Annotated in this window: 30 protein-coding genes and 4 tRNA genes; 20 read left to right on the top strand and 14 right to left on the bottom strand. The window is 66.8% G+C overall.

The features are described 5' to 3' along the window. The 5 genes from V5E28_RS40555 to V5E28_RS40535 all read left to right on the top strand — a co-directional run. On the top strand, window positions 1–265 hold a 265-nt coding region (locus tag V5E28_RS40555; protein ID WP_336215114.1), incomplete at its 5' end, for a hypothetical protein. A 31-nt stretch (window positions 266–296) separates the two neighbouring features. Next, window positions 297–701: an RDD family protein gene (locus V5E28_RS40550; RefSeq protein WP_336215113.1), complete on the top strand. Its 405-nt coding sequence runs from the start codon at window positions 297–299 to the stop codon at window positions 699–701. Window positions 702–718: 17 nt separating this feature from the next. Then, window positions 719–1,543 carry a hypothetical protein gene (locus tag V5E28_RS40545; protein WP_336215112.1) on the top strand — a complete coding sequence of 275 codons (825 nt, stop codon included), beginning with the start codon at window positions 719–721 and terminating at the stop codon, window positions 1,541–1,543. Window positions 1,544–1,568: 25 nt separating this feature from the next. Beyond that, window positions 1,569–1,784, top strand: coding sequence for a hypothetical protein (locus V5E28_RS40540; protein ID WP_336215111.1), 216 nt, complete (start codon window positions 1,569–1,571; stop codon window positions 1,782–1,784). Between the two features lie 635 nt (window positions 1,785–2,419). Further along, window positions 2,420–3,523: a tyrosine-type recombinase/integrase gene (locus V5E28_RS40535; RefSeq protein ID WP_336215109.1), complete on the top strand. Its 1,104-nt coding sequence runs from the start codon at window positions 2,420–2,422 to the stop codon at window positions 3,521–3,523. Between the two features lie 59 nt (window positions 3,524–3,582). Here the strand turns inward: V5E28_RS40535 and V5E28_RS40530 are convergent, their stop codons facing one another. The 5 genes from V5E28_RS40530 to V5E28_RS40510 form a co-directional block, all read right to left on the bottom strand. Next, window positions 3,583–3,792 (bottom strand): hypothetical protein, encoded by a 210-nt coding sequence (locus V5E28_RS40530; RefSeq protein ID WP_336215108.1) that lies wholly within the window; start codon window positions 3,790–3,792, stop codon window positions 3,583–3,585. Between the two features lie 125 nt (window positions 3,793–3,917). Next, window positions 3,918–3,991: transfer RNA gene (locus V5E28_RS40525), tRNA-Phe, on the bottom strand. Window positions 3,992–3,996: 5 nt separating this feature from the next. Next, window positions 3,997–4,071, bottom strand: a tRNA-Asp gene (locus V5E28_RS40520). Window positions 4,072–4,158: 87 nt separating this feature from the next. Further along, window positions 4,159–4,231, bottom strand: a tRNA-Glu gene (locus V5E28_RS40515). Then, the gene (locus V5E28_RS40510; protein ID WP_336215107.1) at window positions 4,232–5,791 is read right to left on the bottom strand and encodes a metallophosphoesterase family protein; all 1,560 of its coding nucleotides are present in this window, start codon (window positions 5,789–5,791) and stop codon (window positions 4,232–4,234) included. 33 nt (window positions 5,792–5,824) lie between these two features. Between V5E28_RS40510 and V5E28_RS40505 the strand changes: the two genes are divergently transcribed. Beyond that, complete coding sequence (locus V5E28_RS40505) at window positions 5,825–6,175, top strand: metallopeptidase family protein (RefSeq protein ID WP_442945939.1); 351 nt, start codon at window positions 5,825–5,827, stop codon at window positions 6,173–6,175. Window positions 6,176–6,284: 109 nt separating this feature from the next. Further along, on the top strand, window positions 6,285–7,568 hold the full coding sequence (locus V5E28_RS40500) for an MFS transporter (RefSeq protein ID WP_336215104.1): 1,284 nt from the start codon (window positions 6,285–6,287) through the stop codon (window positions 7,566–7,568). Here V5E28_RS40500 and V5E28_RS40495 read toward each other — a convergent pair whose 3' ends face one another. Continuing rightward, window positions 7,569–7,859 carry a PspC domain-containing protein gene (locus tag V5E28_RS40495; protein ID WP_336215102.1) on the bottom strand — a complete coding sequence of 97 codons (291 nt, stop codon included), beginning with the start codon at window positions 7,857–7,859 and terminating at the stop codon, window positions 7,569–7,571. A 91-nt stretch (window positions 7,860–7,950) separates the two neighbouring features. Between V5E28_RS40495 and V5E28_RS40490 the strand changes: the two genes are divergently transcribed. The 3 genes from V5E28_RS40490 (at window position 7,951) to V5E28_RS40480 (ending at window position 9,949) form a co-directional block, all read left to right on the top strand. Then, on the top strand, window positions 7,951–9,105 hold the full coding sequence (locus tag V5E28_RS40490) for an acyl-CoA dehydrogenase family protein (RefSeq protein WP_336215100.1): 1,155 nt from the start codon (window positions 7,951–7,953) through the stop codon (window positions 9,103–9,105). Between the two features lie 62 nt (window positions 9,106–9,167). Further along, window positions 9,168–9,243: transfer RNA gene (locus V5E28_RS40485), tRNA-Lys, on the top strand. Between the two features lie 361 nt (window positions 9,244–9,604). Continuing rightward, window positions 9,605–9,949, top strand: coding sequence for an SH3 domain-containing protein (locus V5E28_RS40480; RefSeq protein WP_336215099.1), 345 nt, complete (start codon window positions 9,605–9,607; stop codon window positions 9,947–9,949). 50 nt (window positions 9,950–9,999) lie between these two features. Here the strand turns inward: V5E28_RS40480 and V5E28_RS40475 are convergent, their stop codons facing one another. Further along, a complete protein-coding gene (locus V5E28_RS40475) occupies window positions 10,000–10,200 on the bottom strand; it encodes a hypothetical protein (protein ID WP_336215097.1) in 201 nt (66 codons plus the stop codon). 311 nt (window positions 10,201–10,511) lie between these two features. Here V5E28_RS40475 and V5E28_RS40470 point away from each other — a divergent pair, with 311 nt between their 5' ends. Beyond that, on the top strand, window positions 10,512–10,865 hold the full coding sequence (locus tag V5E28_RS40470; RefSeq protein WP_336215096.1) for a hypothetical protein: 354 nt from the start codon (window positions 10,512–10,514) through the stop codon (window positions 10,863–10,865). A 44-nt stretch (window positions 10,866–10,909) separates the two neighbouring features. Here V5E28_RS40470 and V5E28_RS40465 read toward each other — a convergent pair whose 3' ends face one another. The 3 genes from V5E28_RS40465 to V5E28_RS40455 form a co-directional block, all read right to left on the bottom strand. Then, on the bottom strand, window positions 10,910–11,461 hold the full coding sequence (locus tag V5E28_RS40465; RefSeq protein ID WP_336215095.1) for a GNAT family N-acetyltransferase: 552 nt from the start codon (window positions 11,459–11,461) through the stop codon (window positions 10,910–10,912). A gap of 157 nt (window positions 11,462–11,618) precedes the next feature. Continuing rightward, window positions 11,619–11,834, bottom strand: a complete 216-nt coding sequence (locus tag V5E28_RS40460) for a DUF397 domain-containing protein (RefSeq protein ID WP_336215094.1) — start codon at window positions 11,832–11,834, stop codon at window positions 11,619–11,621. Beyond that, window positions 11,822–12,652, bottom strand: a complete 831-nt coding sequence (locus V5E28_RS40455; RefSeq protein ID WP_336215092.1) for a helix-turn-helix domain-containing protein — start codon at window positions 12,650–12,652, stop codon at window positions 11,822–11,824. The genes V5E28_RS40460 and V5E28_RS40455 overlap by 13 nt, the downstream gene beginning before the upstream one ends. A 45-nt stretch (window positions 12,653–12,697) precedes the next feature. On the opposite strand from V5E28_RS40455, the gene V5E28_RS40450 reads away from it, so the two are divergent. After that, the gene (locus V5E28_RS40450) at window positions 12,698–13,450 is read left to right on the top strand and encodes an ATP-binding protein (protein WP_336215090.1); all 753 of its coding nucleotides are present in this window, start codon (window positions 12,698–12,700) and stop codon (window positions 13,448–13,450) included. Further along, the gene (locus tag V5E28_RS40445) at window positions 13,423–13,728 is read left to right on the top strand and encodes a hypothetical protein (RefSeq protein ID WP_336215089.1); all 306 of its coding nucleotides are present in this window, start codon (window positions 13,423–13,425) and stop codon (window positions 13,726–13,728) included. The genes V5E28_RS40450 and V5E28_RS40445 overlap by 28 nt, the downstream gene beginning before the upstream one ends. Window positions 13,729–14,110: 382 nt before the next feature. Here the strand turns inward: V5E28_RS40445 and V5E28_RS40440 are convergent, their stop codons facing one another. From V5E28_RS40440 to V5E28_RS40425, 4 genes are all read right to left on the bottom strand, one after another. After that, window positions 14,111–15,739, bottom strand: a complete 1,629-nt coding sequence (locus tag V5E28_RS40440) for a tyrosine-type recombinase/integrase (protein WP_336215088.1) — start codon at window positions 15,737–15,739, stop codon at window positions 14,111–14,113. A gap of 5 nt (window positions 15,740–15,744) precedes the next feature. Then, window positions 15,745–16,059 carry a helix-turn-helix transcriptional regulator gene (locus tag V5E28_RS40435; protein WP_336215086.1) on the bottom strand — a complete coding sequence of 105 codons (315 nt, stop codon included), beginning with the start codon at window positions 16,057–16,059 and terminating at the stop codon, window positions 15,745–15,747. A gap of 309 nt (window positions 16,060–16,368) precedes the next feature. Then, window positions 16,369–17,262 carry a TRM11 family SAM-dependent methyltransferase gene (locus V5E28_RS40430; protein ID WP_336215085.1) on the bottom strand — a complete coding sequence of 298 codons (894 nt, stop codon included), beginning with the start codon at window positions 17,260–17,262 and terminating at the stop codon, window positions 16,369–16,371. Beyond that, window positions 17,262–18,047 carry a hypothetical protein gene (locus V5E28_RS40425; protein ID WP_336215084.1) on the bottom strand — a complete coding sequence of 262 codons (786 nt, stop codon included), beginning with the start codon at window positions 18,045–18,047 and terminating at the stop codon, window positions 17,262–17,264. The genes V5E28_RS40430 and V5E28_RS40425 overlap by 1 nt, the downstream gene beginning before the upstream one ends. A 309-nt stretch (window positions 18,048–18,356) precedes the next feature. On the opposite strand from V5E28_RS40425, the gene V5E28_RS40420 reads away from it, so the two are divergent. From V5E28_RS40420 to V5E28_RS40390, 7 genes are all read left to right on the top strand, one after another. Next, a complete protein-coding gene (locus V5E28_RS40420) occupies window positions 18,357–19,151 on the top strand; it encodes a class I SAM-dependent methyltransferase (RefSeq protein ID WP_336215083.1) in 795 nt (264 codons plus the stop codon). Between the two features lie 300 nt (window positions 19,152–19,451). Beyond that, window positions 19,452–19,997 (top strand): hypothetical protein, encoded by a 546-nt coding sequence (locus V5E28_RS40415; RefSeq protein ID WP_336215082.1) that lies wholly within the window; start codon window positions 19,452–19,454, stop codon window positions 19,995–19,997. 141 nt (window positions 19,998–20,138) lie between these two features. Continuing rightward, on the top strand, window positions 20,139–21,011 hold the full coding sequence (locus tag V5E28_RS40410; RefSeq protein ID WP_336215080.1) for a hypothetical protein: 873 nt from the start codon (window positions 20,139–20,141) through the stop codon (window positions 21,009–21,011). Window positions 21,012–21,302: 291 nt separating this feature from the next. Next, the gene (locus V5E28_RS40405; RefSeq protein ID WP_336215079.1) at window positions 21,303–21,698 is read left to right on the top strand and encodes a pilin; all 396 of its coding nucleotides are present in this window, start codon (window positions 21,303–21,305) and stop codon (window positions 21,696–21,698) included. 59 nt (window positions 21,699–21,757) lie between these two features. Continuing rightward, window positions 21,758–23,320: a hypothetical protein gene (locus V5E28_RS40400; protein WP_336215077.1), complete on the top strand. Its 1,563-nt coding sequence runs from the start codon at window positions 21,758–21,760 to the stop codon at window positions 23,318–23,320. Continuing rightward, window positions 23,317–24,267: a PrgI family protein gene (locus V5E28_RS40395; protein WP_336215076.1), complete on the top strand. Its 951-nt coding sequence runs from the start codon at window positions 23,317–23,319 to the stop codon at window positions 24,265–24,267. Before V5E28_RS40400 ends, V5E28_RS40395 begins: the two co-directional genes overlap by 4 nt. After that, a complete protein-coding gene (locus tag V5E28_RS40390) occupies window positions 24,264–26,075 on the top strand; it encodes a VirB4 family type IV secretion system protein (protein WP_336215074.1) in 1,812 nt (603 codons plus the stop codon). The genes V5E28_RS40395 and V5E28_RS40390 overlap by 4 nt, the downstream gene beginning before the upstream one ends. Window positions 26,076–26,105: the final 30 nt, after the last annotated feature.

Here is a 26,105-nt window from a genome sequence, read left to right as displayed (position 1 = left end):
GGGTTGGGTGGACCGCGGCATGGGAGTCGTACAGGCCGGCGGTGCCGTCGCCGTCATGGGTGGCGCGGGGATAGCCGCTTCGCTTGGTGCCTCCGCCGCCGTGGCCGCCGCGGTACCCGTGGTGGGATGGGTCGCGCTCGGCGTGGCCGGCGCCTACTTCCTCGGCAGTTGGGCGTGGGACAAGTGGGGGAACGACATCAAGGCGGGGGTGGGGAAGGCATACGAAGGCGCGAAGAGCTTTGTTGAGAAGCTCAAGTTCTGGTGAGTCATTCGGGTCATTGAGGTACGGAGGCATCATGGCGCCCACCGAAGTTCCTCCTCTGGCGAGTAGCAACCGGCGTATCGTCCCCATCTGGACGGACGGCCTACTCGCCCTGGGTGTCGGCGCCGTCGGTGGCGAACTGCTCGGCCGAGCCTCCAACTTCTGGGCCGCCGCTATCGGCGCACTACTCGTGGCGTCCTTCTGCAATCACGTCATATTGACGGTCCTGGCCGGCGGCAGTATCGGCAAGCTCATCAGCGGACTGCGCCTCATCCGCACGTCCGACCTCGGCAAGCCGGGAGTCCGGCAGGCCATTCACCGTTGGCTATGGGGCTTCTTCTACATCTTGATCTCCCCCGCACTGATTCTTTCGGGCAGCGACGTGGATCATCTCGACATAGCTGGTCTTCGCATCGTCCGAACTGCTGACCTTCGCTGATGGGGAGCTGATCGGTTGTGGAAGCACATTTAGACGTCGAGCTCTCCAAGTTCCGCGCGCAGATAAGCGAGGCGTTGGCCGAAGGCGGGACACAACCGCTGACCCGATTGACCGACGAAGAGCTTGCCGTCCTGGATCCCCAGGAGACCTTCATCCCCCAGCCCCACCTGTCCGGTATGAACAAGCAGCAGCGTGAATGGGTCATGGCTGCTGCACTTCGCTCGCTGGTCTCACGCGAAGTCGTGGAGATCCTCAACATCGAGGAACTGGAGGCCGTACTACGCGATGGGTCAGAGACCCAGGTGGACATGCGCATCCGGATGGACGTCGATCTCGCCCTGACCCTCCGCCGCACCGCTGACCGCGCGCTCGCGGTGAAGCAGGAGAGCGCCAACGGCACTGCCTTCGGCTACGTGCACATCCATGCCGCTGACTTGCTGCTCGTCGAACGCATAACCGCTGGTGGCCTGCACCTGTTCACGCTGGCCGACACAGTGCAGGACGTGGTGAAGCTCGTACAGCCACTCGTGGATCCATTCGGAGTCGCGGATCGGGACGGCAAGAGCCTCTCCTTGGATCCATCCGCCCTCGATCGAGACCACGTCGGCCCGCTCGCGAGCGTGATCGACAATGCCCGCATCGTCGGCCAACTGGTGCTTCTGAGCGATCCACCCGGCCCCATGATGACGACCTACGCAACGGATCGGGCCGTGTGGGCCGTCGAGCTGGATACCCCCCACGCTTCAACCGGCGTCACAGCCAGACCGGTGAGCGCCACATCGCTGTCACGGCACATCACCCGAATGTTGTCCACCGGGAACCTGGAGACACGCCATGCCTGATCGATTAAGCGAGTGCCAAGCGGACATGCGCATCATCGCGCAAGCCGCCGATGACATCGAACGAACCCTCCAAGCGGTCGACGCCACCAGCAACAGCGGCATTTGGGCCGGCCCCGCCGGAGACCGCTTCCGTGATGACTGGGCCCTGCACCGCACGGCCATCCGAGCCGCCCTCGACGACGTCAGAGCCCAGACTCAGGCCATCACCACCAAAGTGCGGCGGGAAGAACAGCGATCATAGCTCCCCGCCCTCTCGCGCTCCTTCCCGGAAGGGCCTCCGAAAGGCGCAGCACCCGGTTTAGGAGAGCGGAGGTTCCTCCGCCTGTTCGGGCACCTTGAGCTGGGTAAATAGTCAATATGACGCCAGTGCACCGCAAGATCATCCCGCGTATATCCCCGGGCAAGCCATCGCGTTCTCGCGTGTGTGGAGGTCGAGTTGGTCGATAAGCGCAGGCCGTGACGGAGAGTGATGGCCAAGGAGGGAGAAGCCCTAGGCTCCGGCCTGTCCTAACCGCGTTAACACCCAGGGCGCCGATTCGCAGACTGCGGCCCAGGAGGCGGCCCTGCGCTGAGTCCGCGTCTTCACCATCGGCTTCGGCACCATGACCCCGGCCCCCTGCGTTACATGCGGCGAACCGTTCCTTTGCAAGCCTTCCCAGAAAGCCAAATACTGTTCAAGAGCCTGCTTTTACGCTCGTCCCGCGAGTGAGCGTATTAAGACTTCCCACGGCGTTCCAGTCGGGACCACCTGCGCACACTGCGTGAAGCCGATCACCGTCGACGCGTCCCGCAGGAACGATCGTCCCTCGCAAGGACGGTCGCTATGAGGCGAAGGTCTTCGTCCCGACTACGGCCGGGACCGTCAAGCGCGTCAGCGTGTACGGCAAGACGCGTGAGGAATGCCACGCGAAGTTCATCAAACTCAAGCGTCAAGCCGACCAGGGCATCCCGGGTGCAGCCGAGAGCTGGAGCGTGGCGGAGTACCTGGCGTACTGGCTGGAACACGTCGTCAAGGCTGAACGCCGCCCCAAGACCGTTCAGGGGTACGAGGGCGTCATCCGCCGCTACCTGATTCCGGGCCTGGGCAAAAAGCGCCTCGACAAGCTCAACGCCGCTGACGTCCGCCAGTTCGTCACGTCTCTTCGATCCGGCTGCCAGTGCTGCCAGCGGGGATGGGACAAGGCGCGGGAGTCGTCCGAATGCTGCGCCAAGAAGGGCGGCAAGTGCTGCGGGTACACGATCGAGCCCCGGATGGTTCAGTTCGTCCATGCCGTCCTGCGGAACGCTCTGGAGAACGCCGTCCGGGAAGAGGTCATCGCGCGTAACGTCGCGAAGCTCGTCAAGATCTCGCCGCCTAAGTACAAGGTCAATCGCGGTCTCACGGTGGCACAAGCGAAAGCGATCATTAAGGCGTCCAAGGATCACCGCCTCGGCGCGCTGTATGTCCTGGCCGTCTCCCTCGGGTTGCGGCGTGGCGAACTCCTCGGGCTCCGCTGGCAAGACGTCGACTTGGAGGCCGGCGCTTTGGAAGTGATCCAGACACTCCAGCGGGTCGGCGGGCGCCTCCTGTTCGTCCGCCCCAAGACGGAGGAGTCGGCGCGGACCATCCCGCTCCCCTCGGTCTGCCTCGACGCCCTCAAGGAGCACCGCAAGCGACAGTTCATCGAGCGGTCCGAGCGTTACCCGGACTGGGAGGACCATGGACTCGTCTTCCCCTCACGGCGCGGCACACCCATGGAGCCCGACAACCTACGACGTAGCTGGAGCGAGATCCGTAAAGCCGCCGGACTCGGACAGGTCCGTCTGCACGACCTTCGTCACACCTGTGTGAGCCTCTTGCTCGACATGGGCATACCGCCTCACATCGTCCGGGAGATCGTCGGCCACTCCGACATAGAGATCACCATGACGATCTACGCTCACGCCTCCCTCGACGAGAAGCGCAAGGCCCTCAATAAGCTGGGCGACACATTGAGCTGATCTGCCCCACGCCCTACCGTGAAGCGCTCCGGGACCTCCTGGGGCGCTTCGCCTGCTCCCTAGTAGTGCCACTTCTCGCTGTGGCGGTGCCTCGTCGGCCCCGGCTCCTCGCCCTGTAGCAGAGCCAACCTGACGCGTTGTCGCGCCTTCCGCTCTGCGATGTTCGTGTCCACGCCGATGCCCACGTAGGAACCGCCAACGTCGTGCCTGTAGCGGCGGCCGTCCTGCTCCTGGATACGCAACGGCATCGTGTTATCGGTCCGGCTCACATTTAAAATTCTGGCAGCCGCTTAGGTACAACCGCCACACCTATTGTCGTCAGCGCTGTCGTCAGGACAACGAAAACGCCCCGGAGCAATGATCGCTACGGGGCATCTTGGCTGGTCAGTTGCTGTGGTCAGGGGCGGGGTCGAACCGCCGACCTTCCGCTTTTCAGGCGGACGCTCGTACCAACTGAGCTACCTGACCCAGAGCGGTCCTGACGGGACTTGAACCCGCGACCTCCACCTTGACAGGGTGGCGAGCACTCCAAACTGCTCTACAGGACCTTGCTTCGTTCTCTTTGCGCTCGCTTAGCTTACCAGCTCTTCGGTGGTCTGAGACCAGCCGTTTCGCGGTGCGCCAGGCGCTCGCAGTGCCCCCAACGGGATTCGAACCCGTGCCGCCGCCTTGAAAGGGCGGTGTCCTAGGCCGCTAGACGATGGGGGCTTAGGATTCCCTTTCGCCTTCCGTCGGAGACCTCTGAAGCATAGGGGACGATCGCCCCTGATGCCAAAGTGGCGGACCGGCTACAGGCGAAGAGGTGCCGCTGATCGTTCCCGATGGCGACGGGGCGGTCGTTGGCGCTGGAGAAATCATACGTCCCGGCTCGGGTTCCACGTGACGCTGGATGTAGACCGATTGCTCGCCCAGGCCGCCCAGGGTGATGTCGTCCCAGGCCTGCAGGCGCTTGGTCTCCCTGTCGAAGTACAGGACCGAGGCCTGGACCGGGGTGGGCTCGGCGTGTTCGAGTGCGCGCAGGCCGGCGCCGCCGGTGGAGCCCTGGACGAGGATGCGGGTGCCTGTGGGGAGCATGGTGGTGGAGCGTTCGTGGGCGTGGCCTGCGAGGACCATGGGGGTCGAGCCTGAGAAGCCGCGGCCGATGATGCCGTCGTGGACGGCGACCAGGTCGGCCTTCTCGACGTTCGGGAGGTGAGTGCGGCCGAATTGTTCGAGGCTGGCCGGGTCAGAGTCGACCGAAGTGGATTTGTCCGGGGTGAACCGGGGGTCGCCCAGGCCGTAGATGTCCAGGCCCGCCACGTTTCGCTGCTTGTCGTCGAGGACGACGGCGTTCTTCTGCTTGGCGACGGCCTTCTCCGTGGTCTTGGAGTCGTGGTTGCCGCGGACGAAGACGTACGGGACGCCGAGGTGGCCGATCTCCTCGACGAACTTGTTCTCGGCCTTGGTGCCATGGTCGGAGATGTCGCCCGTGTCGACGATCAGGTCGACGGCGAACTGGTCCTTCAGCGAGCGGATGACGTTCCAGGCGATCGGGTTGATGTGGATGTCGGAGACGTGCAGGACCCGGATGGAACGGGGATCGGCGTCGTACACCGGAAGTGTCGAGACGGTGTCGTACAGCTTGGAGACGTTGGTGACGAGTTTGGTGAGTTGCGAGCGGTAGGACTCGAACTTGGTGACGATCGCCTCCGCGCTGCCCACCAGCGAGGGGGCGGCGGCGACCAGGCCCGAATAGCGGGGCTCGACGAGCGAGCCCGGACGGAAGGACGTGGCCGCGAGCACGCCGGTGCCGGCGAGCGCGACCGAAGCCGCCAGCAGCCCCAGCAGCGCCACCTTGGGCCGCCTGAAGACCATCAGGACCGCGAGCAGCGCGCCCGCTCCCGCGCACAGCAGCGAGCGGATGATCAGCTGGCGCACGCCGTCGAGCAGGTCGCGCTCGATGATGCCGGGCAGCCGGTCGGTCAGGCTCGGGTCCTCCAGGAACAGTTTGGCGCGTTCCTGGTCGATGTTCTCCAGGGTGATGCGGAGGGTGAGCGGGGCGTCGTGGGTGCGGAAGGTGAGCGTGCCGAGCGGGCTGGCGTCCACGATCGTCTCACCGGCCAGCGACGGCCTCAGGGACATCCCGGTCTCGACGGGTCCCACCTGCGCTCGTACGGTCCCGCTGAGGAAGATGCCGAGCCAGGCGCCGACCGCGGCGACGACAAGCACCGCCGCCACCTTGGACGCGCGCGACTGGATGACCGCCTTCAACCGGTCCACGAACTTCATACGGTTTCTTGCCTACCCAGCCCGCGAGGCAGAATGGCAACTGTGATCGAGGTTTCGCGGGAGAAGTTCGAGGAGCTCGTGGCCGAAGCGCTGGACACGATCCCCGCGGAGCTGTCGCGTGCGATGAGCAACGTGGTCGTCACGGTCGTCGACGATCCGCCGGAGCCTGGCCTGTTGGGCCTGTACACGGGCATTCCCCTCACGCAGCGCGGCGACTGGTACTCCGGAGTCTTGCCCGACCGCATCGAGATCTACCGCAATCCGATCTGTCAGATCTGTGACACCGAAGAGCATGTGGTGGAAGAAGTGCGCATCACGGTGGTTCACGAAGTCGGTCACCACTTCGGCATCGACGACGCCAGGCTGCACGAACTCGGCTGGTAACCCTTTACGTCGGGCTCGCCGCTTTGGGTTGCGCCTTGCGAAGTGATCGGGCACCTTAGGTGACATACTCAACACTCTGAGTCAGGCACAGCGGAGTCCAATGGGGGCCATGCGGACGCGACGGCTGCCGGGGCGGCATCGCCGTGCCAGAGAGCGCCAAGCAACATACGGCGAGGTCATCGCCATCAAGGAGTTCAGGGCGCTCTGGTACGGCCAGGGCCTGTCACTGCTCGGCGATCAGCTCGCTCAGGTGGCGCTGGCCGTGCTCGTCTACGACCGCACAGGCTCCGCGTTCGCCACGGCCGCCGTCTACGCGCTCACCTACCTGCCGTCGATCGTGGGCGGGCCGCTGCTGGCGGGGCTCGCCGACAGGTTCGCGCGCAGGGGCGTGATGGTCGCGTGCGACCTGATCCGCGCGGCACTGGTCGGGGTCATGGCGCTGCCGTTCATCCCGTTCCCCGTGCTGTGCGCGCTGGTCTTCCTCGTGGTGCTGCTGAGCGCCCCGTTCTCGGCCGCGCGGGCGGCGCTGCTGCCGGAGGTGCTCGAGGGCGACCGTTACGTCGTCGGTTCGGCGTTGCAGAACATGACGAACCAGGCCGTACAGATGCTGGGCTTCGCCGCCGGCGGCGCCGTGATCGCCACCATGGGCCCCTACCGCGCGCTGGCGATCAACGCGGCCACGTTCCTGGGGTCGGCGCTGATCCTCGTCACCGGCGTACGGCGGCGCCCCACCGCGGAGCGGGACGGCGGCAAGCCGTCCATGTGGAGGATGACCGGGGCCGGAGCCCGTCTCGTGTTCGGCGACAGGAAGCTGCGCACGCTGGTGCTGTTCGCCTGGCTGTGCGGCTTCTACATCCTGCCCGAGGGGATCGCGGTGCCGTACGCCGTCGAGCTCTACACCGGCACGCTGCCCGTTCCGGTGATCACAGGGTTGCTGATGGCGGCGATGCCGACGGGGACGGTGCTGGGGGCGTTCCTGTTCAGCAAGTTCGTCTCGCCGCCGGGGCGGCTGCGGCTCATGGGCTGGATGGCGATGCTGAGCTGCGCGCCGCTGATCGTGACGGCGATGCGGCCGCCGCTGGCCGTGGTGCTGGCGGCGTGGGTCCTGTCGGGGGTCGGCGGCGCCTACCAGCTCGCCGCGAACGCGGCGTTCGTCCAGCGGGTGCCCGCCGACCAGCGTGGCCAGGCGTTCGGCCTGGTGCAGTCAGGGCTCATGGCGGTGCAGGGCATCGGCATCCTGGTGGGCGGGTACGCCGCGGAAAAACTCGGTCCCGAGCCGGTGGTCGCGCTGGCCGGCATCACCGGCCTCACGGCCGCGGCCGTGCTGGCCATGATCTGGACCGAGTCCCGCGGCGACAAGCCCTCCCGCGTGCGCCCTCAGGCCGCCACCTGATCACTGCTGCGGCTTGTGCTCGTCACCGCCCCAGGGGTTGCTACTGCCGCCGCTCTGCTGCTTGTTCATCAGGTCCTGGACGATGGAGGTGTCCTTGCCCTCCTCGGGCATCAGCAGCCAGCCGATGGCGTACACGCCGATCCCGAGACCGCCGAACAGGGTCGCGATCGCCAGCCCGATGCGGACGAGGTTCGCGTCGATGCCGACGTACTCCCCCACACCCGAGCACACGCCCGCGATGATCCTGCCCTTACGAGTCCGACGCAGTTGCTTGTTGTTGTATTCGCTCATGGCTCAAGACTGCCCGCCACCCCGGCGTTCGCACATCAGGATTGCCCCTGGTAGAACCCTGGTAGCCCCCTAAGCGAGGAGAGGACCCGTCATGGACGACCTGCTGCGCCTGGACGAGCGGCTCAACGGTGACCAGAAGCTGATCCGCGACACCGTAAGGTCCTTCGTCGCCGACCGCGTCCTGCCGCACGTCCCCGACTGGTTCGAGGCCGGCACCTTCCCCGCCCGCGAACTCGCGCCCGAACTCGGCTCCCTCGGCCTGCTCGGCATGCACCTGGAGGGCTACGGCTGCGCCGGCACCGACGCGATCTCGTACGGCGTCGCCTGCCGCGAGCTGGAGGCCGGCGACTCCGGGCTGCGCTCGTTCGTGTCGGTGCAGGGCTCGCTGGCGATGTTCCCCATCTGGCGTTACGGCTCCGACGCCCAGAAAGAGGAATGGCTGCCCAGGATGGCGGCCGGCGAGGCCATCGGCTGCTTCGGCCTGACCGAGCCCGACCACGGGTCCGACCCCGCGAACATGCGCACCTACGCCAAGCGCGACGGATCCGACTGGGTGCTGAACGGCTCCAAGATGTGGATCACCAACGGGTCGATCGCGGACGTGGCTGTGGTGTGGGCGCAGACCGACGACGGCATCCGCGGATTCGTCGTGCCCACGGACAGCTCCGGCTTCTCCGCCCCTGAGATCCACAAGAAGATGTCCCTTAGGGCATCGGTGACATCGTCCCTGTACTTCGACGACGTCCGGCTCCCCGAATCGGCCGCGCTTCCCGGGGTCCGCGGGCTGAAGGGGCCGCTGTCGTGCCTGTCGGAGGCGCGGTTCGGGATCGTCTGGGGAGTGGTGGGAGCCGCCCGGGCGTGCCTGGAGGCCGCCGTGGAGTACGCCCAGACACGCGTGCAGTTCGGCAAGCCGATCGGCGCGTTCCAGCTCACGCAGGAGAAGCTCGCCTGGATGTACGTGGGCGTGGCCCAGGCCGGGCTGACCGCGCTGCACCTGGGCGCCCTGAAGGACGCCGGCGAGCTGGAGCCCCGGCAGATCAGCTTCGGGAAGCTGGCCAACGTGCGAGCAGCGCTCGACATCGCCCGGCAGGCCCGGTCGATCCTCGGCGGCAACGGGATCACGCTGGAGTACCCTGTGATCAGGCACATGAACAACCTGGAGTCCGTGCTGACGTACGAGGGCACACAGGAGATCCACACGCTGGTGCTGGGCGAGGCGCTGACCGGGCTGGCCGCCTATCGGTGATGGGGCGGATGGGAATGACGTCGCGGGCGGGGCGGTAATCTCTGTACGCTTGCTTGTTGCGAGGGGCGTTAGCTCAATTGGCAGAGCTGCGGACTTTTAATCCGTAGGTTCCGGGTTCGAGCCCCGGGCGCCCTACCATCTCTTACCCTATTTGACCTGCGAGTTCTCGATTCTCGGGGGCGTTTCATCGAGAAGATGATCTCGTGTGGTTGCTCGCTGGTTGCTCTTGGGCACGGACTGGGCACGTGCGCGACCGATCGAAGATCATTTAGGTGCCTGATGTCAAGGCAGGCTACTTGGACGGCGAAGAGAAGATCCCGAGGGGCGGGCCGTCAAGGCGGACACGCCCGAGTTGAGTGAGTCGATCATCATGAACTGATCAAGCCGTCCGCGTTCGTGCACAAGTTCTTCACCAGCGAGACTCACCTATCGACGCACATCACTCCCGAAGAGCACTCTTAGTGATAAGACGATTACTTTCCGAGAGAGAGGATCGTCAGTGCGTCGCTTCCTGGTTGTCGTGCAGACCCCCGTCGTCCTAGCCGTCGCCCTTGCCTTGCCCGCATCCGCCCACAGCCGGCAACACGAGCTTCCCGCAGCAGCGAACTGTGACATATCAATCGAGGTCACCGCCAAAAGTGCAGCAGTCCGTGACGAAGCCAGAGCCGACGCTCCCATCGTCACCGGCGTCAAGAAGGGTGACATCCTGCAGAGTTGCACCATCGCCGTCGGACGCGGGGAGCCTTACTTCAAGTGCGGCGCAGAGCATTACGACTGGTACCTCGTCAGCACCGGAACCCCGAAAAGCGGCTATCTACCGGTCGCCTGCGCCCGCAAGCTGTGACCCCCGCGCGTCGATCCCCGCCTGACATGCGGGGACTCCGACCCCTGGCCTCACCAGTCGCCCTGGATGGCGCTCATGCGCTGCGCCACTAGGGCCTTGATCAAGGTGACCAGGCCGAGGGCGACTCCGGCGATGATCGCGGTGATGATCACCCACTCCACGGCCGAGGAGCCTCGAGCAGGTACGGCACGCGCCCGGTCGAGACGCTCCCATAGCAGAGCCCGCACATAGATCACCCAGGCACAGCTCATCGGGAACCCCTACGCCAACAAGGTCGGCACAACCCCTGCGTGCCGACCTGGCAAGGCCCGCCTGGACACCCACCCAGAACCTTCACGGCGCAGGCTGCAACGTAGAGCCAACCACTCCGGTAGTCACATTAAGGGATTGAATCATTACCAAGAGCTACGGTCGAGTGCTCTGCGTGGAATGACACGTCCTGAACGCCCGTCAAGTGTTGATCAAGCCACGTCCGCGAGGCCTTCGCTTACAAGACTTCCCCTGGGCAGACCATCCACAGTGGCTCCGTTCCAATCTCCTACCCGGAACGGGAAACCAGTCCATGCTCAGTCGGATCACCCTGGCCGGCGCCGCCGCCCTCGGCCTGCTCCTCATCCCCTCGGCGCACGCGCAGACGGCCGACGGGTGGGAGGACCACCAACGGTGGGGCTCCGTCACCGTCTCCGCCGACCGCCGCCACATCGAAGTCTGCGACCTGAGAAGCGATCATGTGGGAGTCAAGGTCGAGTACGCCACCTCCATGCTCCTCACGCACACCGCGACCGACTCCAACGGCGCCAAACCCGGATGCGAAACGGACCGCGTCTGGCTCGGCCGCATCGACGCCTTCAAAATGTGCCGCACCGGCTTCGCCAGCGGCGGCTGCAACCAGCCGATCTGGATCAAAAAGCGCTGACCGCATCGGCAGGTTCGGTGGCTCTCTGAGGTCGTTGGGCAGGGTCAGCCCTGCCCAGGGTCCCATTCGGGCGCGAGGATGGAGTGTACGACCGAATCTCGCCAGCCGCCGGCCAGTTTGAGATGTCCTCGGATCGTGCCTTCCTCAACCATGCCCTGTTGGGCCATGACGCGAGCGGACCGGTCATTACCCGGAGCGCGGGCACCCCAGATCCGATACAGGCCGAGGTGCTCGAACCCCAGCCGCAGCTGGATCCCCTCGCCACCGAGACCATGTCCCCATCGGTCAGGGTGGAAGGCGAAGCCGATCTGCCCGCTGGACTGCAGCGGATGCCCGACATCCACCGCCAGGCGCAAGAACGCCACCAACTCCCCACCTGGCAGCACCCCGGCTAGGGAGTACTCCACCCGCTCCGGCGCCTGGGCTGCGGCCATCACGTGCTCGATGGTGGCCGCCACCTGATCGCGCGTGCGGGGCTCGAAGCTCATGTGCTCGGCCACCGCCTGGTCGCCATAGATGGCCAGTACGGCGTCCACGTCGCTGTCATCGAACTCCCGCAGACCGAGCCGCGGGGAGGTGATCGATACCGGGTACATGAGCGGACCCTACTGGCCGCGCGGCAACGCGGCCTGCGCCAGCACCTCGGCGAAACACCTCGGTCTGCCACTGGAGGCCGCTCGCGAAGCGGCCGCCCCGGAAACCGGGCGCGATAACGCCCATTGGTGATGCACTGCCTGGTTGAGAACGCCTGGTTCAGAAGTCGAATTCGCCCTTTTTGGCGCCATCGATGAACGCCGCCCAGACTGATGGTGAGAAGATATAGGGGGCTTTCTCAGGATGGTCGGAGTCGCGTAGGCCCACTTGGCCGTCGCCCAGAGGGGCTACTTCGATGCAGTCGCCGGCCTCGCCGGAGCGGGTCGCCTTGCGCCATGCGGCGCTCTGCAGCAGTTCTTCGGTCACGTCGTCCATTGCTCTGCCATCTTCCCGATCAATTGGAGTGAAGCCCGTCGGGGCAGGGCCTCGTTGTGCAACATCTCGTACCTTGACTTGATCTCGCGGACTCGCCCGCTGTCGGCGGTGATCTGGCTGAGTGTGATCGACTCAAGGTAAGCCATGTCCGGCATCCCTGGTCCGTCGGCGAGGACGAAAGCTCCTTGCAGGCCGGTGGTCAGCCAGGAGTTGTGTGGGAGTACGCGAACGTTGATGCGAGGATGCTCGTCCAATGTGGCCAGGTGCGCCATTTGTTCAGCCATCACCGCCTCGCTACCGATGGGCCGATTCAGAACCACTTCGTCCAGTATTACCCATACCGTCGGCCCGTTGTCGCGCTGAAGAACACGCTGGCGCTCCATGCGCGCCGCGACATTCTGTTCGACCTCTTCAGGAGTAGTGGCGGGCTTGCCGCGGAAGATGGCTCGCGCGTACTCCGGGGTTTGCAGCATGCCAGGCACGATCAGCGGCTGCCACAGGCGGAGCGTGGCCGCCTCCTGCTCGATCTCCGCCAGCCGGGCCAGCCAGACCGGCCAGCGCGAGGAGTGTTCGACCGTCTCGCGCCAGCGCGCCAGCAGACCCCCCTCCGCCCCCAGCGCGGTGTCGGCGGCGCGAGCGAAGTCTTCATCGGCCGCGCGCTGTCCCCGTTCGACCATGCTGATCTTCGATACCGACCAGCCGAGCATCGCGGCGATTTCTTTCTGTCGCCTCCCTGCCGCGATGCGGTATTCGCGGAGATAAACGCCGAATTCTGCTCTCGGCGTTTTCAGAGCGGGTTCCGGCTCGGTGTTGTTCAAGGCAGAGCGCCTCCTTCCCGATGGCGCACAACAAATGCACGCGCCATGTGTAGTAGCACACCTGGTTCGTGCGTGGGAAGTGCTTTGCCTTACCCCCTATGGGCAGGGGATTTCTGGGATGGTCACTTCAGGCCAGCTCGGCGCAGCATCGGTCTGCACGAAAAGACAGACGGGCGTGCGCAACGGTGCTCGCATTATTCGCATAAAGGACGCGGCCAGCGATCGAGAAGTAGCGAGGCGAATACGGTGATCCAAATCCCTGTAGCGACCGGACATCAGAAACTCGGTGTTATCCAACTGGCGCGCGATGATCGGGCACCGTATCTGGCACGGGAGGCGGTCACCGCCTGGACGGGACCCGCGCACCCCGCCCGAGAGACCTTGATCTTGGTGGCATCCGAGCTGGTCACCAACTCCGTCAAGCATGCCGCCGGCCTCGGCCCGAGCGGCGACCTCGACCGGATCGAGCTCACGTTGTCCCAGGGACCGGACTTCCTCCGACTGGCGGTGACCGATCCAGGATCGGCCTGCTCGGCGCCCTCATGCATTCCGATGCAGGCGTCGAACCTGTACGCGGAGCAGGGGCGGGGACTGGCGATCGTGGACAACCTGTCGCGCGGGCGGTGGGGAAGCTACCGGCTGCCCGCAAGTGGGCACCGTGTCGTCTGGTGCCACCTCGACCTCAGCCCTACCCCGGCGCAACTCGAAGAGCTCTTCCGCGGGCCGACCCCCTTCCCCGCCACCTATCCCAGCCACTCCCGGAGTCAGCCATGCCCGACCCCATCATCCCCGCAATAGCCGCCCAAGCCGCCACCCACCTCGCCGACCTGCAGGAACTGCTGCAAAACCTCGGCCTGCACGCACGTCTGCTCACCCAGGGCGAACGGCTACCGTGCCTTCGCGTGATCAACCCTGAAGCCGCCACCCTGTTCGAGGTCATCGCCGCAGCGCCGAAGGACGGCCAATGGCTGTTTTGGTGGTCATGGGCCGAACCGATCGTCGAGGTCTCCCAGCCCGCTACGGCAGCCGCTCGTATCCGCCACGTACTGGCCACAGCCCGCCCGAGCGTCGCGTAACCCCAATCAGCGGTCGGTGGTTCTGGGTCTTGTGCCGAACGGATCACTCCGTCGACGGACTCACCGCATCCGGCACATCCTGACCCCGGCAAGCGGATCCTCTCCCGAGATCCAGCACCCCACACCGGGCCATCAAGGGCCGACTCCGCCAGATCGCGGCTTCCGACGCGACCTTGAGCGTGCCGCCCACCCCATCACACGTCCGGCAGCAGTCCTTCCCTTCCAAGAACTGCCGCCGGATCCAGGCCCTGCCGATCGATGCCCCCCCACCGACGCGCAGGGCCATCTCTCCTTCACCGGGAGAAGGAGAGGAGGGAGGCAGTGCCCGCCATTGGTTTCCGGCAGGCTCTGCCTCCCTCACCGCTGAGGTGCGGGACGTGAGCTAACCAATAGGCAGGGTGATCACGGTGCCGCCTCCGTCACCTGACGATGCCCGCTGACGGCTTTCTGGTCGGCGTGAACGGCTCGGCCGGGGCGGCTCTGGTTGGGCGGCGAGCAGAGCGGCGGTGGATTCGGCGGCGGCTGCCGCGACCTCGGGATACACGCTGGTGTAGGTGTCGCGCGTAAAGGTGGAGGAGACATGCCCGAGGGTCTCCTGCACGATTTTGAGATCCACTCCGGCGGCCAGCATGATCGTGGCCGCGCCGTGGCGCAGGTCGTGCAGCCTGACCGGTGGTAGCCCTGCCTGGTAGGCCAGCCAGTAGAAGGCGTCGGTGGCATGCTGCGGGTGCAGCGGCCTGCCGAGGGTGTCGGTGAAGACGAAGCCGCTGTCGACCCAGTCCTCGCCCATGGCCAGCCGTTCCTTGCGCTGGCGCTGCTGGTGCTCTTTGAGGACGGTCATGGTCTCGGCGTCGACGGCGATCGTGCGGTCGCTGGCCTCGGTCTTCGGCTTGCCCTGCACCGGCTGCCAGCCGAGTTGGGTGATCTGCCAGTGCACCCCGATCGTTCCCGCGTGGAAGTCGATGTCGCTCCAGCGCAGCCCGACCGCCTCTCCACGGCGCAGACCGCGCAAGGTGATCAGCCGATACAGGGCGAACAGCCGATCCCGGCGAGCGTAGACGAGGAACGCCGACGTCTGCGGAGCCGTCCACACCATGACCGGCGACGGCCGCGACGTACTGATGTAGACAGCGATCGGATCAACCCGCTTGCCACCTCGCGCCCGCCGGACCCCGGCCATGCGCGCCTCATGGTCGAGACGCCACTGAGCCACCCGCGTCTCGGTCCACACCAGCGGCTTACACCTCACCGCAGGCGGGAGCTCGACGGCGGCGGCAGGGTTGAAGTCCAGCAGCCGATCCTGCTTGATCGCGATGTTCAGGGCATGGCGGAGTGTGGCGCGGATCCGGTGCACGGTTGACGGGCCGACCGGTCGCCGGTAGCGGACCGTCGCCTGCCGCTGCGGGTCGTCGCTGGCCCGTTCGGTGCGGATGACGTCGTTGAACTCCTCGATCGCGTCGAACATGCCCGCGATGTCGGAGACCCGGAGCCGGTCCAGTCTGATCGTGCCGAGATACGGCGCGAGGTAGAGGCGGATGTGTGATTCGTACGTGCGCCGGGTGGTCGGCTCGATCCGGCGCTTACGGCCCAGGAACTCCTCCAGCCATTCACCGACGGTGACGTGCCGGTTCAGGTCTTGATGCGTACGGACCTTGCGCCGCACTTCTTCGGCATCCGGCAGCTTCTTGGTGTCCTTGAGGACCGACAGCATCAACGTGGTGATCTGCCTGCGCACGGCCGGGTCGTCATCGAGGGCGAGCAGGCCGCGGGCGTGGTCGAGTTCGGTCTCGGCGTCCTCCAGGCAGGTGAAGCCCCTGCGCCGCAACGGGGTGCGGCGGCGGCCGTCAGCGTGGGCGGGCAGCTCCAGCTGGTACGCCCAGGTGCCGTGCGTGCTGCTCCAGCGCTCGCTGCCGCCCGCACCACGTCGCAGCTTCGGACACGACTTGCCGAGCTTCTTGCCCGTCGCCGGGTCCTTGCAGGCGCAGGTCTTGTAGGTGGTTCCGTTCGCCACCGCGTTCACCCTTCTTTGGTGTGGGGACGGCTCTCGCCGTCGTGGTCGAGCAGCGCCCGCAGCCCGCGTACCGGTACCGCGTACCGGCCGCCGATCCGCAACACCCGGCACGGGAACTGGCCTGCCTGGGCCAGTCGATATGCCTTGGTACGGCCCATGCCGAGCAGACGGCCCGCCTCGATCAGGCCGATCACCTCCGGGGCGAGCCCAATCGGGACGTCGACACTCACGGGAGGAGTGTCGACGGCTCGGGCGCCGTGGGTCTCGGCCTGTGACGGGTCCTGCACCGCTGCCAGGGTGAGTGGTGTCTGACTGGTCATTGATCACCTCCGTGTCGCAGAAGCAGGGTTGGGTCCCGGCGTTGCATCGGGCGTAGGCCGGGGTTGGGGCCGGATCGGGTGTGGGCGGGTGGCGGGCGCTACGCCCCCGTTCGGCTGCCCGGCGTCCCCCGGGTGCCGCTGATAGCCGCCGTTCATGGACGGGCGGTCACAGCGGCCCCCATGGGCGTGCCGGGCGTGGGGCCGATCGGGTGGCGGCGGTATCGACGCCCACCTTTACCGCCCGCGTCAAGCAAAATCCGCTGGTCACCGCTCCGCCCGGCGTCCGCGCCGTTGCCTGCCCGGATAACGTCACTCCGGTTGTCGGCACCTTCTGTCCGGTGAGCGGTCTGTGGGTGGTGGGGCCGGCAGCTTGCCGAAGATCAGCAGATCCTCGTGCGCTACCGCGTGAATCGGCAGCCCGCGCGCCCAGCCCTTACGTGCTTCGTGTAGTTGGAAGAACGACGCCCGGTTGAGCAGCTTGCCCTCGCCGAGCCCGCACAGCAGGCACACGATCCGATCAGCCAGCACCAGCCCCGCCTGCCGGGCCACGATCTGGACATGGCCCGGCAGATCAACGAGTTCGCCCCGCACCCGGTACGGACGGACGGTGATCGCCACCACCCCGCCGGGCCCCAGCAGTTCAACGCAACCGGCCAAGATGCGGCCGAACCCCTCCAACAGCTTGGGCAGGCTCTGATGGGCGAGGTTCGCCCGATCGCGGGAGTAGTGGTGATTCCACTTGTGCACCCCGGGCACGCCGGTATCACGGCTGGATCGGATATGGCCGTGCGTGGCAGCCCCGTACGGCGGCGAAGTCAGCACCAGCGCCACCCGCCCGCACAGGTCCGGAAGCAGCGCGGCGACGTTACGCGCGTCCCCCGCGACCACACGGCCGAACCCCGACGCGCCCTGCCGCTTGGCCAGAGCGAGGTTGGCGACCGCGAGCCGAGCCCAGCCCTCCTCGTACTCCACCCCTGCCGCGTGCCGCCCCAGGTGGACGGCTTCCACCAGCGTGGTACCGATCCCGCACATCGGATCCACCACCAGCTCGCCCGGCTGGGTGTAAGTGGAGATCGTCTTCGCGGCGATCGACGGCAGCATCTTGCCTGGATGCCGCATCGACTCCGGCACATACCGGCCCTGCCGCTGCGCCCGCGACTGCCGCTGCCCGGTAGCCCACACCGACGCCGTCACCTCGACCATCAGCGCTCCTCCTCGCCCCGTACCGTCGTGCTCGGGTCGCCCTGCGCCGCTGCAAATCGGGCCTGCTGATCCCTGCTCTCCGCTGGCGCCGACGAGGCAGGTTTGGCGAACAGCAGCAGATCGGAGTGCACCCTCGCGCGGCCCGATGGCCCGACCCACCCGCGCAGTTCCTGCGCCACCGTCACCCCGCAGGGCGAGATGACGGGGTCGATCCGCTCACCTCGGGCGGGAAGCCGCAAGGCGATGATGTGCTGCAGATAGACCAGACCTACCTGCCGCGCCCGCGCGATGATCCCCGGCGCCGGGTCGACGACTCCGTTCTTGGCATGGCACAGGCCGGTGATCACCGCGAGATAGCCGCCCGGCTTCACCAGCGTCCCCGCCGGCTCGACGTCGAACGACCTCGCCGTGGCAGGCTGGTCGGCGGTACATGTCTGCTCGATGACGACCAGCGCGGCCGCCCCCGCCAAGTCGGTCAGCACCAAGCCGACTCGTTCGGGGCGAGTGACACGCAGGTCGGCGACCTGTAGATCGTGCTCGGGATGGGAACGGGTCAGCCGCGTCCAGACGACCCCGGCCTGGACCGAGTCGGAGAAGGTGACCGTCGCGCGGCAGCCCATCGACAACGCCGCTGAGATGACCTGGTGGTCGGTGGCGCTGATGTGGATGACGGTGTCGCCGAGCCGGGTGCATGCCGACACGAGCTGGCGAGCCAGCGGCCCACTCACCGGAACGCAGCAGGCGGGGATCGTCTCGGTGTCGGCTGCGGCCAGCCAGACGCTCAACGGCAGATGCCGCTGAGCCTGTTCACGGGCGGCCTGATGGTCGGAGCCGGTGAAGTGGAAGGAACGGGTGGAACTGATCGGGTGTGGCGTCACGGTGATGTGGCCCGATCACCCAGGCCACCTGATCCCTGTCACCTCTTCCAAATACCTGCCAGCAGACATGAGTTGGGACGGCCCGTCACGCAAAGGAACCGTAATACCTGCTCGCACCCCCGAACGAGGGGCACGCGCCGGCGGTGGCGCGGAGTTCGGCCATGGCGCTGAATATCCCGTTGGCCATGATCTGGTGCGGCTCTAAGCTCGACGGGCATGAGCGGGATCGACTATCTGACCGTCAATCGCGCCAACTGGAACGGCCGCGTGGCCATCCATGTGGCCAGCGATTTCTACGACGTTGCCGGTTTCAAAGCGGGTGGGGACCCGCTGCGGGACTTCGAGATCGACGAGGTCGGTGACGTCACCGGCAAGTCACTGGTTCACCTGCAATGCCACTTCGGGCTCGACACTCTCGCCTGGGCCAGGCGGGGCGCGCGGGTCAGCGGCCTCGATCTGTCGGACAAGGCCATCGAGACCGCCACCGCGCTGGCGCGGGAGTGCGATCTGGAGGCGCGCTTCGTCGCCGCGGACGTCTACGACGCGCCCACCGCTCTGGGAGACACCTACGACATCGTCTACACCGGCATCGGCGCACTCGTCTGGCTGCCCGACCTGTGGCGCTGGGCCGAGGTGGTGGCCACCCTGCTGAAGCCGGGTGGATTCCTGTACCTGGCGGAGTTCCACCCTGTCACCGACATGCTGGACGAAGCCACCGGATCGACCGTCACCGCCGACTACTTCGACGGCGAACCACACGTCTACGACGAGCCCTACACCTACACCGGCTCGGAGACACTCGCGAACACCACCTCCGTCCAGTTCCAGCACACCCTGGGCGAAGTGATCTCCGCACTGGCCGCCGCCGGGCTGCGCATCGACTTCCTGCACGAGCACGACCACACGCTCTTCAAACGCTTCGAAAACCTGCAAGCCCGCAACGGGCGCTACCAGGTGCCGGAAGGGCAGCCGCGCGTCCCGCTGATGTTCTCCATAAGAGCCAGCCGATAGCCGCCGTTCCAGGCATGCGCCGCCCTGACACCTACAGCGCCCGGTCCAGGACGAGGTACAACTCCGTGCGCCCGCCGACGTAGTGTGTGGCGATCGTTTCGCAGGAGGATCGAGCCAACTCCACGGAGCGTTTCTCCAGGTCACAGCGTTCCCGTACAAAACTCGGACAGTCAGCCGACGATGACGGCACCCAGGGCATGCGTTCGCTCAGCCAGTCGGGCTCAGCGGCCTACGCTGAAGGTGAGCTCACGAAGGGCAGGCCCAATGACACGAAGAGCAGGCCCAATGAGGGGTGATGGGATGGCAGCCGCAAAGGACGAATTGGCCGAACGCCGCTTCCGCAAGCTCGTCGATCACCTCCACGAGACGATGGGCGCCGGCCTGAAACCCGAGTACCGCGGCTATTACGGCCAGCTGATCCTCAGCCGCGACGCCGTGGCCGAACTGGGCGAGGTGGCGGAGGTACGGCGAGCAGCCCGCGCGGCCGGCCATGAGCTGGGCTGGCGTGTGCGTACCCATGTGGCTGACGACGGGTGCTGCTCATCCTCGATGACCGCGACCCGCCGGAGGAGGTACGGCTTCTGGCAGGACGCAGAGCCGCCGAGGCCGTCTCAGCCGTCATCACCGGCGCGCAGCACAGTGCCCGCCTGCGCCGTACCAGCCAGCATCACCAGCCATCTGCCCCTCAAGACTCCGACGATCGCCCGACGCCTTGTTGACGCAACCTTGACCGGTGAACTTCGCCAGCTCCATATGCGCAGGTCAAAGCAGTTCTCGCGCGCGGTGCTCCAAGCACCGGAACACGCCAGTTCGAGGCCGGATGAAGCCACATCAGCGTTTTCCTAGGTCAGCACCGATTCCGGCGCATGACCTGATCTTTGCGTGATTCTTCCCCTGCCCGACGTCTGTCCGAATCGTGCCCGGTTCGCGTCCGGGCTCTCTGGCGGGATGAGCAGCGTCCGAACCGATCCGACTTCGGGAGCTGCCATGTTCCACGTACCGGCCCGCATCTCCACCGGCTCCACTTCGCCCGCTGTCACCAAGCACAGCGCCGAGGGCTCAGCCGTCGACCTCCCTGAGCAGGCCGCTAATGATCTTCCCGCCTGCGCGAGATATCGCAGCCGATGCGGCAAGTCATCACTGCCGCTCGACGTGGCCGAACACGCCTTCGACCTGCTGATGCGCGGTCCGCAACCTCTGTCAGTGGACGGCGCCGAACTCGGGCACGGCCTACCCGCCCGGCCGATCCCCTTGCATGAGCTGCGAGCGATCCTGCTGCACCCGTCCTGCTCACGAACCACCCGCGACCACGTCTGGCGCCACCTCATCGACCAGGCCCGCACCCACCGAGGATCGTGGATGGTCGCCGCCGTCGCGTTGGCCCTCCCCATGCTGCGTCGGCTCACCAGGGCCCTGGCCGACAAGACCGGTGACCAGCGAGCCGATCGTGAGGATCTGGAGGCCGAGGTGCTGGCCGCCTACATGCACGCACTGTGCCGGGTGAAGCTCACCTGGTCCCACCCCGTGCTGCGGCTATCACGGCTGACCCAGCTCGCCGTCATCCGCGCCTATACGCCTGAGCCGCCCCTCCTCCTCACCGATCCCGAGAATCCGGGAAAGCGGGAGCTTGACCACCCATCCGGCCATCCCGACCTGCTCCTCGCTCAAGCCGTACGCCAGGAACTCATCACCGCCGAGGAGGCGGAGCTGATCGGGTTGACCCGGCTTGAGAACATTCCCCTCAGCACCTACTGCCGACGCCGTGGGCTGCTCTACTGCACCACCCTCAAGCGCCGCCAACGCGCCGAAACCGCCCTCTACCAGGCCATTCTCAACGGCGACCTGCCAAGCCCTCGGTAGCGGCTTCAGCGGTGGCTCGCCAGTCAAAGGTGAGCAAAATCCGCTGGCACCGATGTCCTAACTCGGCTCTTCGACCTGGTCTTTGTCCAGGTGAAGGCAGCGCGGACGGCACCGGCCCAGCCTCAAGGCCGCACCCGGCCACCGGTCCCTGTCACCACCGGACGCCACCGCCCCGCTCTCGCGAAGGAGGACGCCCACCCGGCCCCACGCCGGGCTCGGCGCCTTCCGCGCCGCCTTCACCTTCGGCACCAGGGCCAATACCGAACAGCAGTTCCAAGGGAGGCAAGAACCATGACATCCCGCCCACGCCGCACCACCACACCAGGCTGTACGTTCAGCGTTCTGCTCATCGCCGCCGTCATCCTCGGCGGCATCGTCCTGGGCACCCTGCTCGAACTCGCCCTCGCGCACGCCGGCACCGCCGCGAGCGTCTTGGCTAAACCGGCGCAGGGGCCCACGTCGCTCAACGCGGTGATCGACAACCTGCGCAACGTCATCGTCGGCCTCTTGGTCGCCCTGGCCACCCTCTTCCTCACCGTCGGCGGAGTCCGCTACATCCTGGCCGGCGGGGACCCCGGCGAGGTCGAAGCCGCCAAGAAGACCCTGCGCTACGCCGCCCTCGGCTACGGGATCGCCGTTCTCGCCCCACTGCTGGTGACCATCCTCAAAGGCATCGTCGGAGCTTGACGATGGGCTGCCATCACCTTTCATGTCCACCTGGACAGCTCGCCCGGTGGTTTCGCGGTGTGCTCGCGGCCGTCATCTTGACCAGCGCCGTCATTGCCCTACTCGCTGCCTCGGCTTCGGCAACGCCAAGCCCGATCCCCAGCTCACAGCCAACCGCGTCACCCACTCCGTCGCCGCACATCTGGATCCCGCCCGCCCAGCCCGCAGGCGCGGACGAATGCAGTTGGGTGGACATCGGCTGCAAGATCAACGAGGCGGTGAACGGCTTGTTCACCAAGTTCGTAACGGAGGCGGTCAGTCCGGCCTTCGTCATGATCGGCCGCACTCTGCTCTGGGCCCCGCCGCCATCCATGTTCGCCCGGGTTCATGATCTGTCCAATCATGTCCGGCTGGTGGCCAACGCCCTACTGCTGCTGTTCGTCTTGGCAGGCGGCGTCATAGTGATGGCGTACGGCAGCGTGCAGACCTCCACGACCACGCGCGAGATCGTGCCGCGCCTGGTCGTGGCGACCATCATGCTCAACCTCTCGCTCGTCGTCTGCGAGCACGCTGTCCAGCTCAGCAATGCTCTGGTCGCCGCTCTTCTGGAAGGGGGCGTCGACGGCAAGCGCGTCGGCGACTTCCTCGCCGGCAAGGTCGGCAACCTCATCAGCGATCCCGAGGGCACAGTGCTCTACCTGGTGCTGATGGTCGCGGTCGCCGTGGTGATGGCCACGATCTTGGTGTTCGTCGCCATCTTGCGCATGACGCTGCTGCTGTTCCTCATCATCGTCGCTCCGCTCGCGCTGCTGTGCCACGCGCTACCGCAGACCGAAGGCATGGCCAAGCTGTGGTGGCGCGCCATCACCGGCCTCCTCGCCATGCAGGTGTTGCAAGCCCTCGCACTGGTCCTCGCCTTCAAGGTGTTCTGGACCGACGCCTTCCTGCCTACCCAGACGGGGGACGAAGCTCTGGCGGTGGTGCAGCCCACGGTCAGCCGGGCCATCGACACCGTGATGCTGATCGGCCTGCTGTACGTACTGATCAAAATACCGAGCTGGGTCGCGCGGACCATCTGGCGTCAAGCCCAACCCCAGCTCCTCAAACGCCTGCTCAAGACAGTGATCCTCTACAAGACGCTGGGCGCGGCCAAGGCGCTCGGCACGGCTGGTAGGGGTGCCGCCGCGCGGAAACCCAAGACCGCCGTGAATCGTCGGCGACCTTCCAGGGGCGGTAGCTCCGTGGCCCGAACGACACGACGCCGCCCGCACTCCAACCGGCGGCCACCGACAGGAGCGCAGCCCGTGAACCCGTCGCCTTCCGCCCGATCCGCACCAGGCGGGAATCATGCACCGCAGCAGCTGGCGCTGCCACTCGGCATTCCACCCCAGGCGAGAGCGTCGGCTCCGGCCTCGCCTCAGCGTGGGCGTCAGTTGGCGTTGCCGTTCCCGGTCACGCGCGTTCCCCGGCCGCCCGCTTCCGCACCGGCTCCTCCCCTGGCCAACGCGCCATGGATCCGTCCCCGGCCTCCCTACGTGCAGGACATGCTCCCCGGCATGCCCAGACGACGGCCCCGCCCCGGCCAGCTCCGGCTACGTCTGGACCCGCCACCGCGGCGCGTTCCAAGGAGGCGGAACAGGTGAACGAGTCCGAGCCCCTGAGCGCCAGGATTCCTGTCGACATCGATCGCCCGGACAAGATCGCCTACGGGCTGACCTTCCGGCAGGTCCTCATTGTCACGATGACGGGAGCCACGGCAGCAGGCGTCTACTACCTGTTCCACCAGGTCCTGCCCATCGTGATCCTCGCGGCGTTCCTGCTGCCGCTGGTCGCGCTCGGTCTGGCTCTTGCTCTCGGCCATCGCGATGGGCTGAGCTTGGACCGGTTCGCTCTCGCCGCCGTGTTGTTCAGCCACTCGCCCAAGCGCATGGTGGCCGCGACGGAAGGGGTCAGCGGGCCGCCGCGCTGGTGCCGCCTGCGGGGCAAACTACCGACACCGCTACGGCTGCCGGTGCGTACGATCCGGACCGACGGGGCGCTTGAGCTGGCCGACGGAGGCGTCGCCGTACTGGTGGAGACCTCCACCCTGTCCTTCCACCTCCGTACGGCCGGCGAGCAGGCCGCGTTGGTCGGCGCGTTCGGCCGGTGGCTCAACTCCTTGGAAGCGCCCGTGCAGATCCTTGTACGTGCCTGCCCTGTCGATCTCGCTGCTGTGATCGACGCTCTCGATCAACGAACTCGATCGCTGCCGCACCCGGCACTCTCCAATGCCGCCAGCCAGCACATCGCCTTCCTGGACGAGTTGAACGCCTCCCGTGACCTGCTGACTCGCCAGGTCCTCGTCGTTCTACGCGACCACTCAACAGCGAGCGGTCGTCGGTCGGTACGGCGAGACGCCAGCGCAGCCGTTGTCCTGCGCCGAGCCGCCGACACCGAACGGACGCTGGCCGCGCTCGGCATCACCACCCGCCTCCTCGACGCGCGCGAGGCGCACCAGGTGCTCACCGAGTGCCTGGACCCAGGCGGCTGGCACCCCGCCGGTCTGGCTCTGCCTGACGACCTCATCACCACCAGCCAGGAGAGTCCATGAGACTACGCCGCCGCAACCACGCATCAGCTCCGAACGCTCTTGCCACACCATCGGCGCTGGAGGTCGGCCGACGCACCCTCACCCTCCCGAACGGAGTCGCCGCCTCCTTCGCGGTCGTCGGCTATCCCCGCGAAGTCGGCGCGGGCTGGCTGGAACCATTGCTCACCTATCCCGGTCGGCTGGACGTCTCCTTGCACATCGAGCCGATCCCGCAAGCTGTCGCTGCGACGCGGCTACGCCGCCAGCTCGCCCGCCTGGAATCGGCCAGCCGCTCCGACGCCCAGCATGGACGCCTGCAAGACTTCGCCGCCGAGGCCGCCGCCGACGATGCCACCGACCTGGCCGACAGCCTGGCCCGAGGCCACGGCCGCCTGTTCAAGGCCGGCCTCTACCTCACGGTTCACGCTCACGAGGAGCCAGAGCTCGCCGCGGAGGTCGAACGTGTCCAGGCGCTGGCCGCTTCTCTGCTCCTGGATGCTCAGCCGACCACGTTCCGAGCGCTGCAAGGCTGGATGACCAGCCTGCCGCTGGCCCACGACGCTCTGCGGACGAGGCGGAGTTTCGACACCACCGCGCTGGCGGCTGCCTTCCCCTTCGCCTCTCCTGACCTGACCGCATCGGTCGGTGACACGGCAGTGCTGTACGGCTTGAGCGCCACCAGCTCCGGCGTTGTCCTATGGGACCGGTACGCCCAGGACAACCACAACTCCGTCGTCCTGGCCCGCTCCGGCGCTGGCAAGAGCTTCTTCACCAAATTGGAGACCCTGCGGCTGCTGTATCAGGGCGTCGAGGTCGCCATCGTCGACCCTGAAGACGAGTACGCGCCTCTCGCCCACGCCGTCGGTGGCACCCACCTGCGGCTCGGTGCGGCCGGAGTCCGGTGGAACCCGCTCGATCTGCCCGCCAGCCACGGGCCTCAGGACGACGTCCTGGCCCGACGAGCGCTCTTCCTGCAGACCCTCGCGGCGACCATGCTCGGCGGCCCACTCACATCTCAGGATCGAGCAGCGCTGGACGTGGCGATCATCGCCACGTACGCCGCAGCCGGGATCACCCGAGACCCTGCCACCTGGGGCCGTCCCGCGCCCCTGCTGGGCGACCTCGTCGCCACCTTGAAGGGCACCAAGCGTGCCGAATCGCTGGCAGCGCAGTTCGCGCCGTACGTGACCGGCTCGTACCGGGAGATGTTCGACGGGCCGACCACGACCACGCCAACGGGCCATCTGATCGTCTTCTCCCTCCGGGACCTGCCCGACGAGATGAAAACGGTCGGCACGCTGCTCGCCCTGGACGCCATCTGGCGGCGGGTGGCCAATCCCCGAGACCGTAAGAAGCGCCTGGTCGTGGTCGACGAAGCCTGGCTGCTCATGCGCGAGCCCGAGGGCGCCCGCTTTCTGTTCCGGATGGCCAAGGCCGCCCGGAAACACTGGGCGGGGCTCACCGTCATCACCCAGGACGCCGCCGACCTACTGGGGACAGAGCTCGGCCAAGCCATCGTGGCCAACGCCGCCAGCCAGATCCTGCTCCGCCAGGCACCCCAGGCGATCGGCGCGGTCGGCGACGCCTTCGACCTCACCGACGGTGAACGGCAATTCCTACTCACCGCCGAACGTGGTGAAGCCCTTTTGGTGGCTGGGCCCGCCAGCCGAGTCGCCTTGACCGTCGTGGCCTCACCCGCCGAGGCCGAGCTGATCACCAGCGATCCCGCCGAGCTGGCGCGGTTGGAGCTGCGTGACGCGCAAGCGCCACCACCCGAGCCACTCGACTCCGAGACCGCCTACGACGATGCCGACGGGGACCCGCTGTGACAACTCCCTCTCCGTGCCTGATCTGTGACG

It is taken from the genome of Nonomuraea sp. LPB2021202275-12-8 (assembly GCF_037044575.1).
Taxonomy (GTDB): Bacteria; Actinomycetota; Actinomycetes; order Streptosporangiales; family Streptosporangiaceae; genus Nonomuraea.
The sequence above is the reverse complement of the archived record's forward strand: the minus strand, read 5'-3'. Positions and strand labels throughout refer to the sequence as shown.

Bases quoted from the DNA above. Each gene is read 5' to 3' on its own strand.
- V5E28_RS40505 (WP_442945939.1), top strand. From the start codon at position 5,825: ATGGCAACTGTGATCGAGGTTTCGCGGGAGAAGTTCGAGGAGCTCGTG.
- V5E28_RS40475 (WP_336215097.1), bottom strand. From the start codon at position 10,200: ATGAGCTGTGCCTGGGTGATCTATGTGCGGGCTCTGCTATGGGAGCGT.
- V5E28_RS40420 (WP_336215083.1), top strand. From the start codon at position 18,357: ATGAGCGGGATCGACTATCTGACCGTCAATCGCGCCAACTGGAACGGC.
- V5E28_RS40470 (WP_336215096.1), top strand. From the start codon at position 10,512: ATGCTCAGTCGGATCACCCTGGCCGGCGCCGCCGCCCTCGGCCTGCTC.
- V5E28_RS40410 (WP_336215080.1), top strand. From the start codon at position 20,139: ATGTTCCACGTACCGGCCCGCATCTCCACCGGCTCCACTTCGCCCGCT.
- V5E28_RS40550 (WP_336215113.1), top strand. From the start codon at position 297: ATGGCGCCCACCGAAGTTCCTCCTCTGGCGAGTAGCAACCGGCGTATC.
- V5E28_RS40540 (WP_336215111.1), top strand. From the start codon at position 1,569: ATGCGCATCATCGCGCAAGCCGCCGATGACATCGAACGAACCCTCCAA.
- V5E28_RS40465 (WP_336215095.1), bottom strand. From the start codon at position 11,461: ATGTACCCGGTATCGATCACCTCCCCGCGGCTCGGTCTGCGGGAGTTC.
- V5E28_RS40415 (WP_336215082.1), top strand. From the start codon at position 19,452: ATGGCAGCCGCAAAGGACGAATTGGCCGAACGCCGCTTCCGCAAGCTC.
- V5E28_RS40450 (WP_336215090.1), top strand. From the start codon at position 12,698: ATGTGTAGTAGCACACCTGGTTCGTGCGTGGGAAGTGCTTTGCCTTAC.
- V5E28_RS40510 (WP_336215107.1), bottom strand. From the start codon at position 5,791: ATGAAGTTCGTGGACCGGTTGAAGGCGGTCATCCAGTCGCGCGCGTCC.
- V5E28_RS40390 (WP_336215074.1), top strand. From the start codon at position 24,264: ATGAGACTACGCCGCCGCAACCACGCATCAGCTCCGAACGCTCTTGCC.
- V5E28_RS40460 (WP_336215094.1), bottom strand. From the start codon at position 11,834: ATGGACGACGTGACCGAAGAACTGCTGCAGAGCGCCGCATGGCGCAAG.
- V5E28_RS40445 (WP_336215089.1), top strand. From the start codon at position 13,423: ATGCCCGACCCCATCATCCCCGCAATAGCCGCCCAAGCCGCCACCCAC.
- V5E28_RS40435 (WP_336215086.1), bottom strand. From the start codon at position 16,059: ATGACCAGTCAGACACCACTCACCCTGGCAGCGGTGCAGGACCCGTCA.
- V5E28_RS40405 (WP_336215079.1), top strand. From the start codon at position 21,303: ATGACATCCCGCCCACGCCGCACCACCACACCAGGCTGTACGTTCAGC.
- V5E28_RS40430 (WP_336215085.1), bottom strand. From the start codon at position 17,262: ATGGTCGAGGTGACGGCGTCGGTGTGGGCTACCGGGCAGCGGCAGTCG.
- V5E28_RS40495 (WP_336215102.1), bottom strand. From the start codon at position 7,859: ATGAGCGAATACAACAACAAGCAACTGCGTCGGACTCGTAAGGGCAGG.
- V5E28_RS40490 (WP_336215100.1), top strand. From the start codon at position 7,951: ATGGACGACCTGCTGCGCCTGGACGAGCGGCTCAACGGTGACCAGAAG.
- V5E28_RS40500 (WP_336215104.1), top strand. From the start codon at position 6,285: ATGCGGACGCGACGGCTGCCGGGGCGGCATCGCCGTGCCAGAGAGCGC.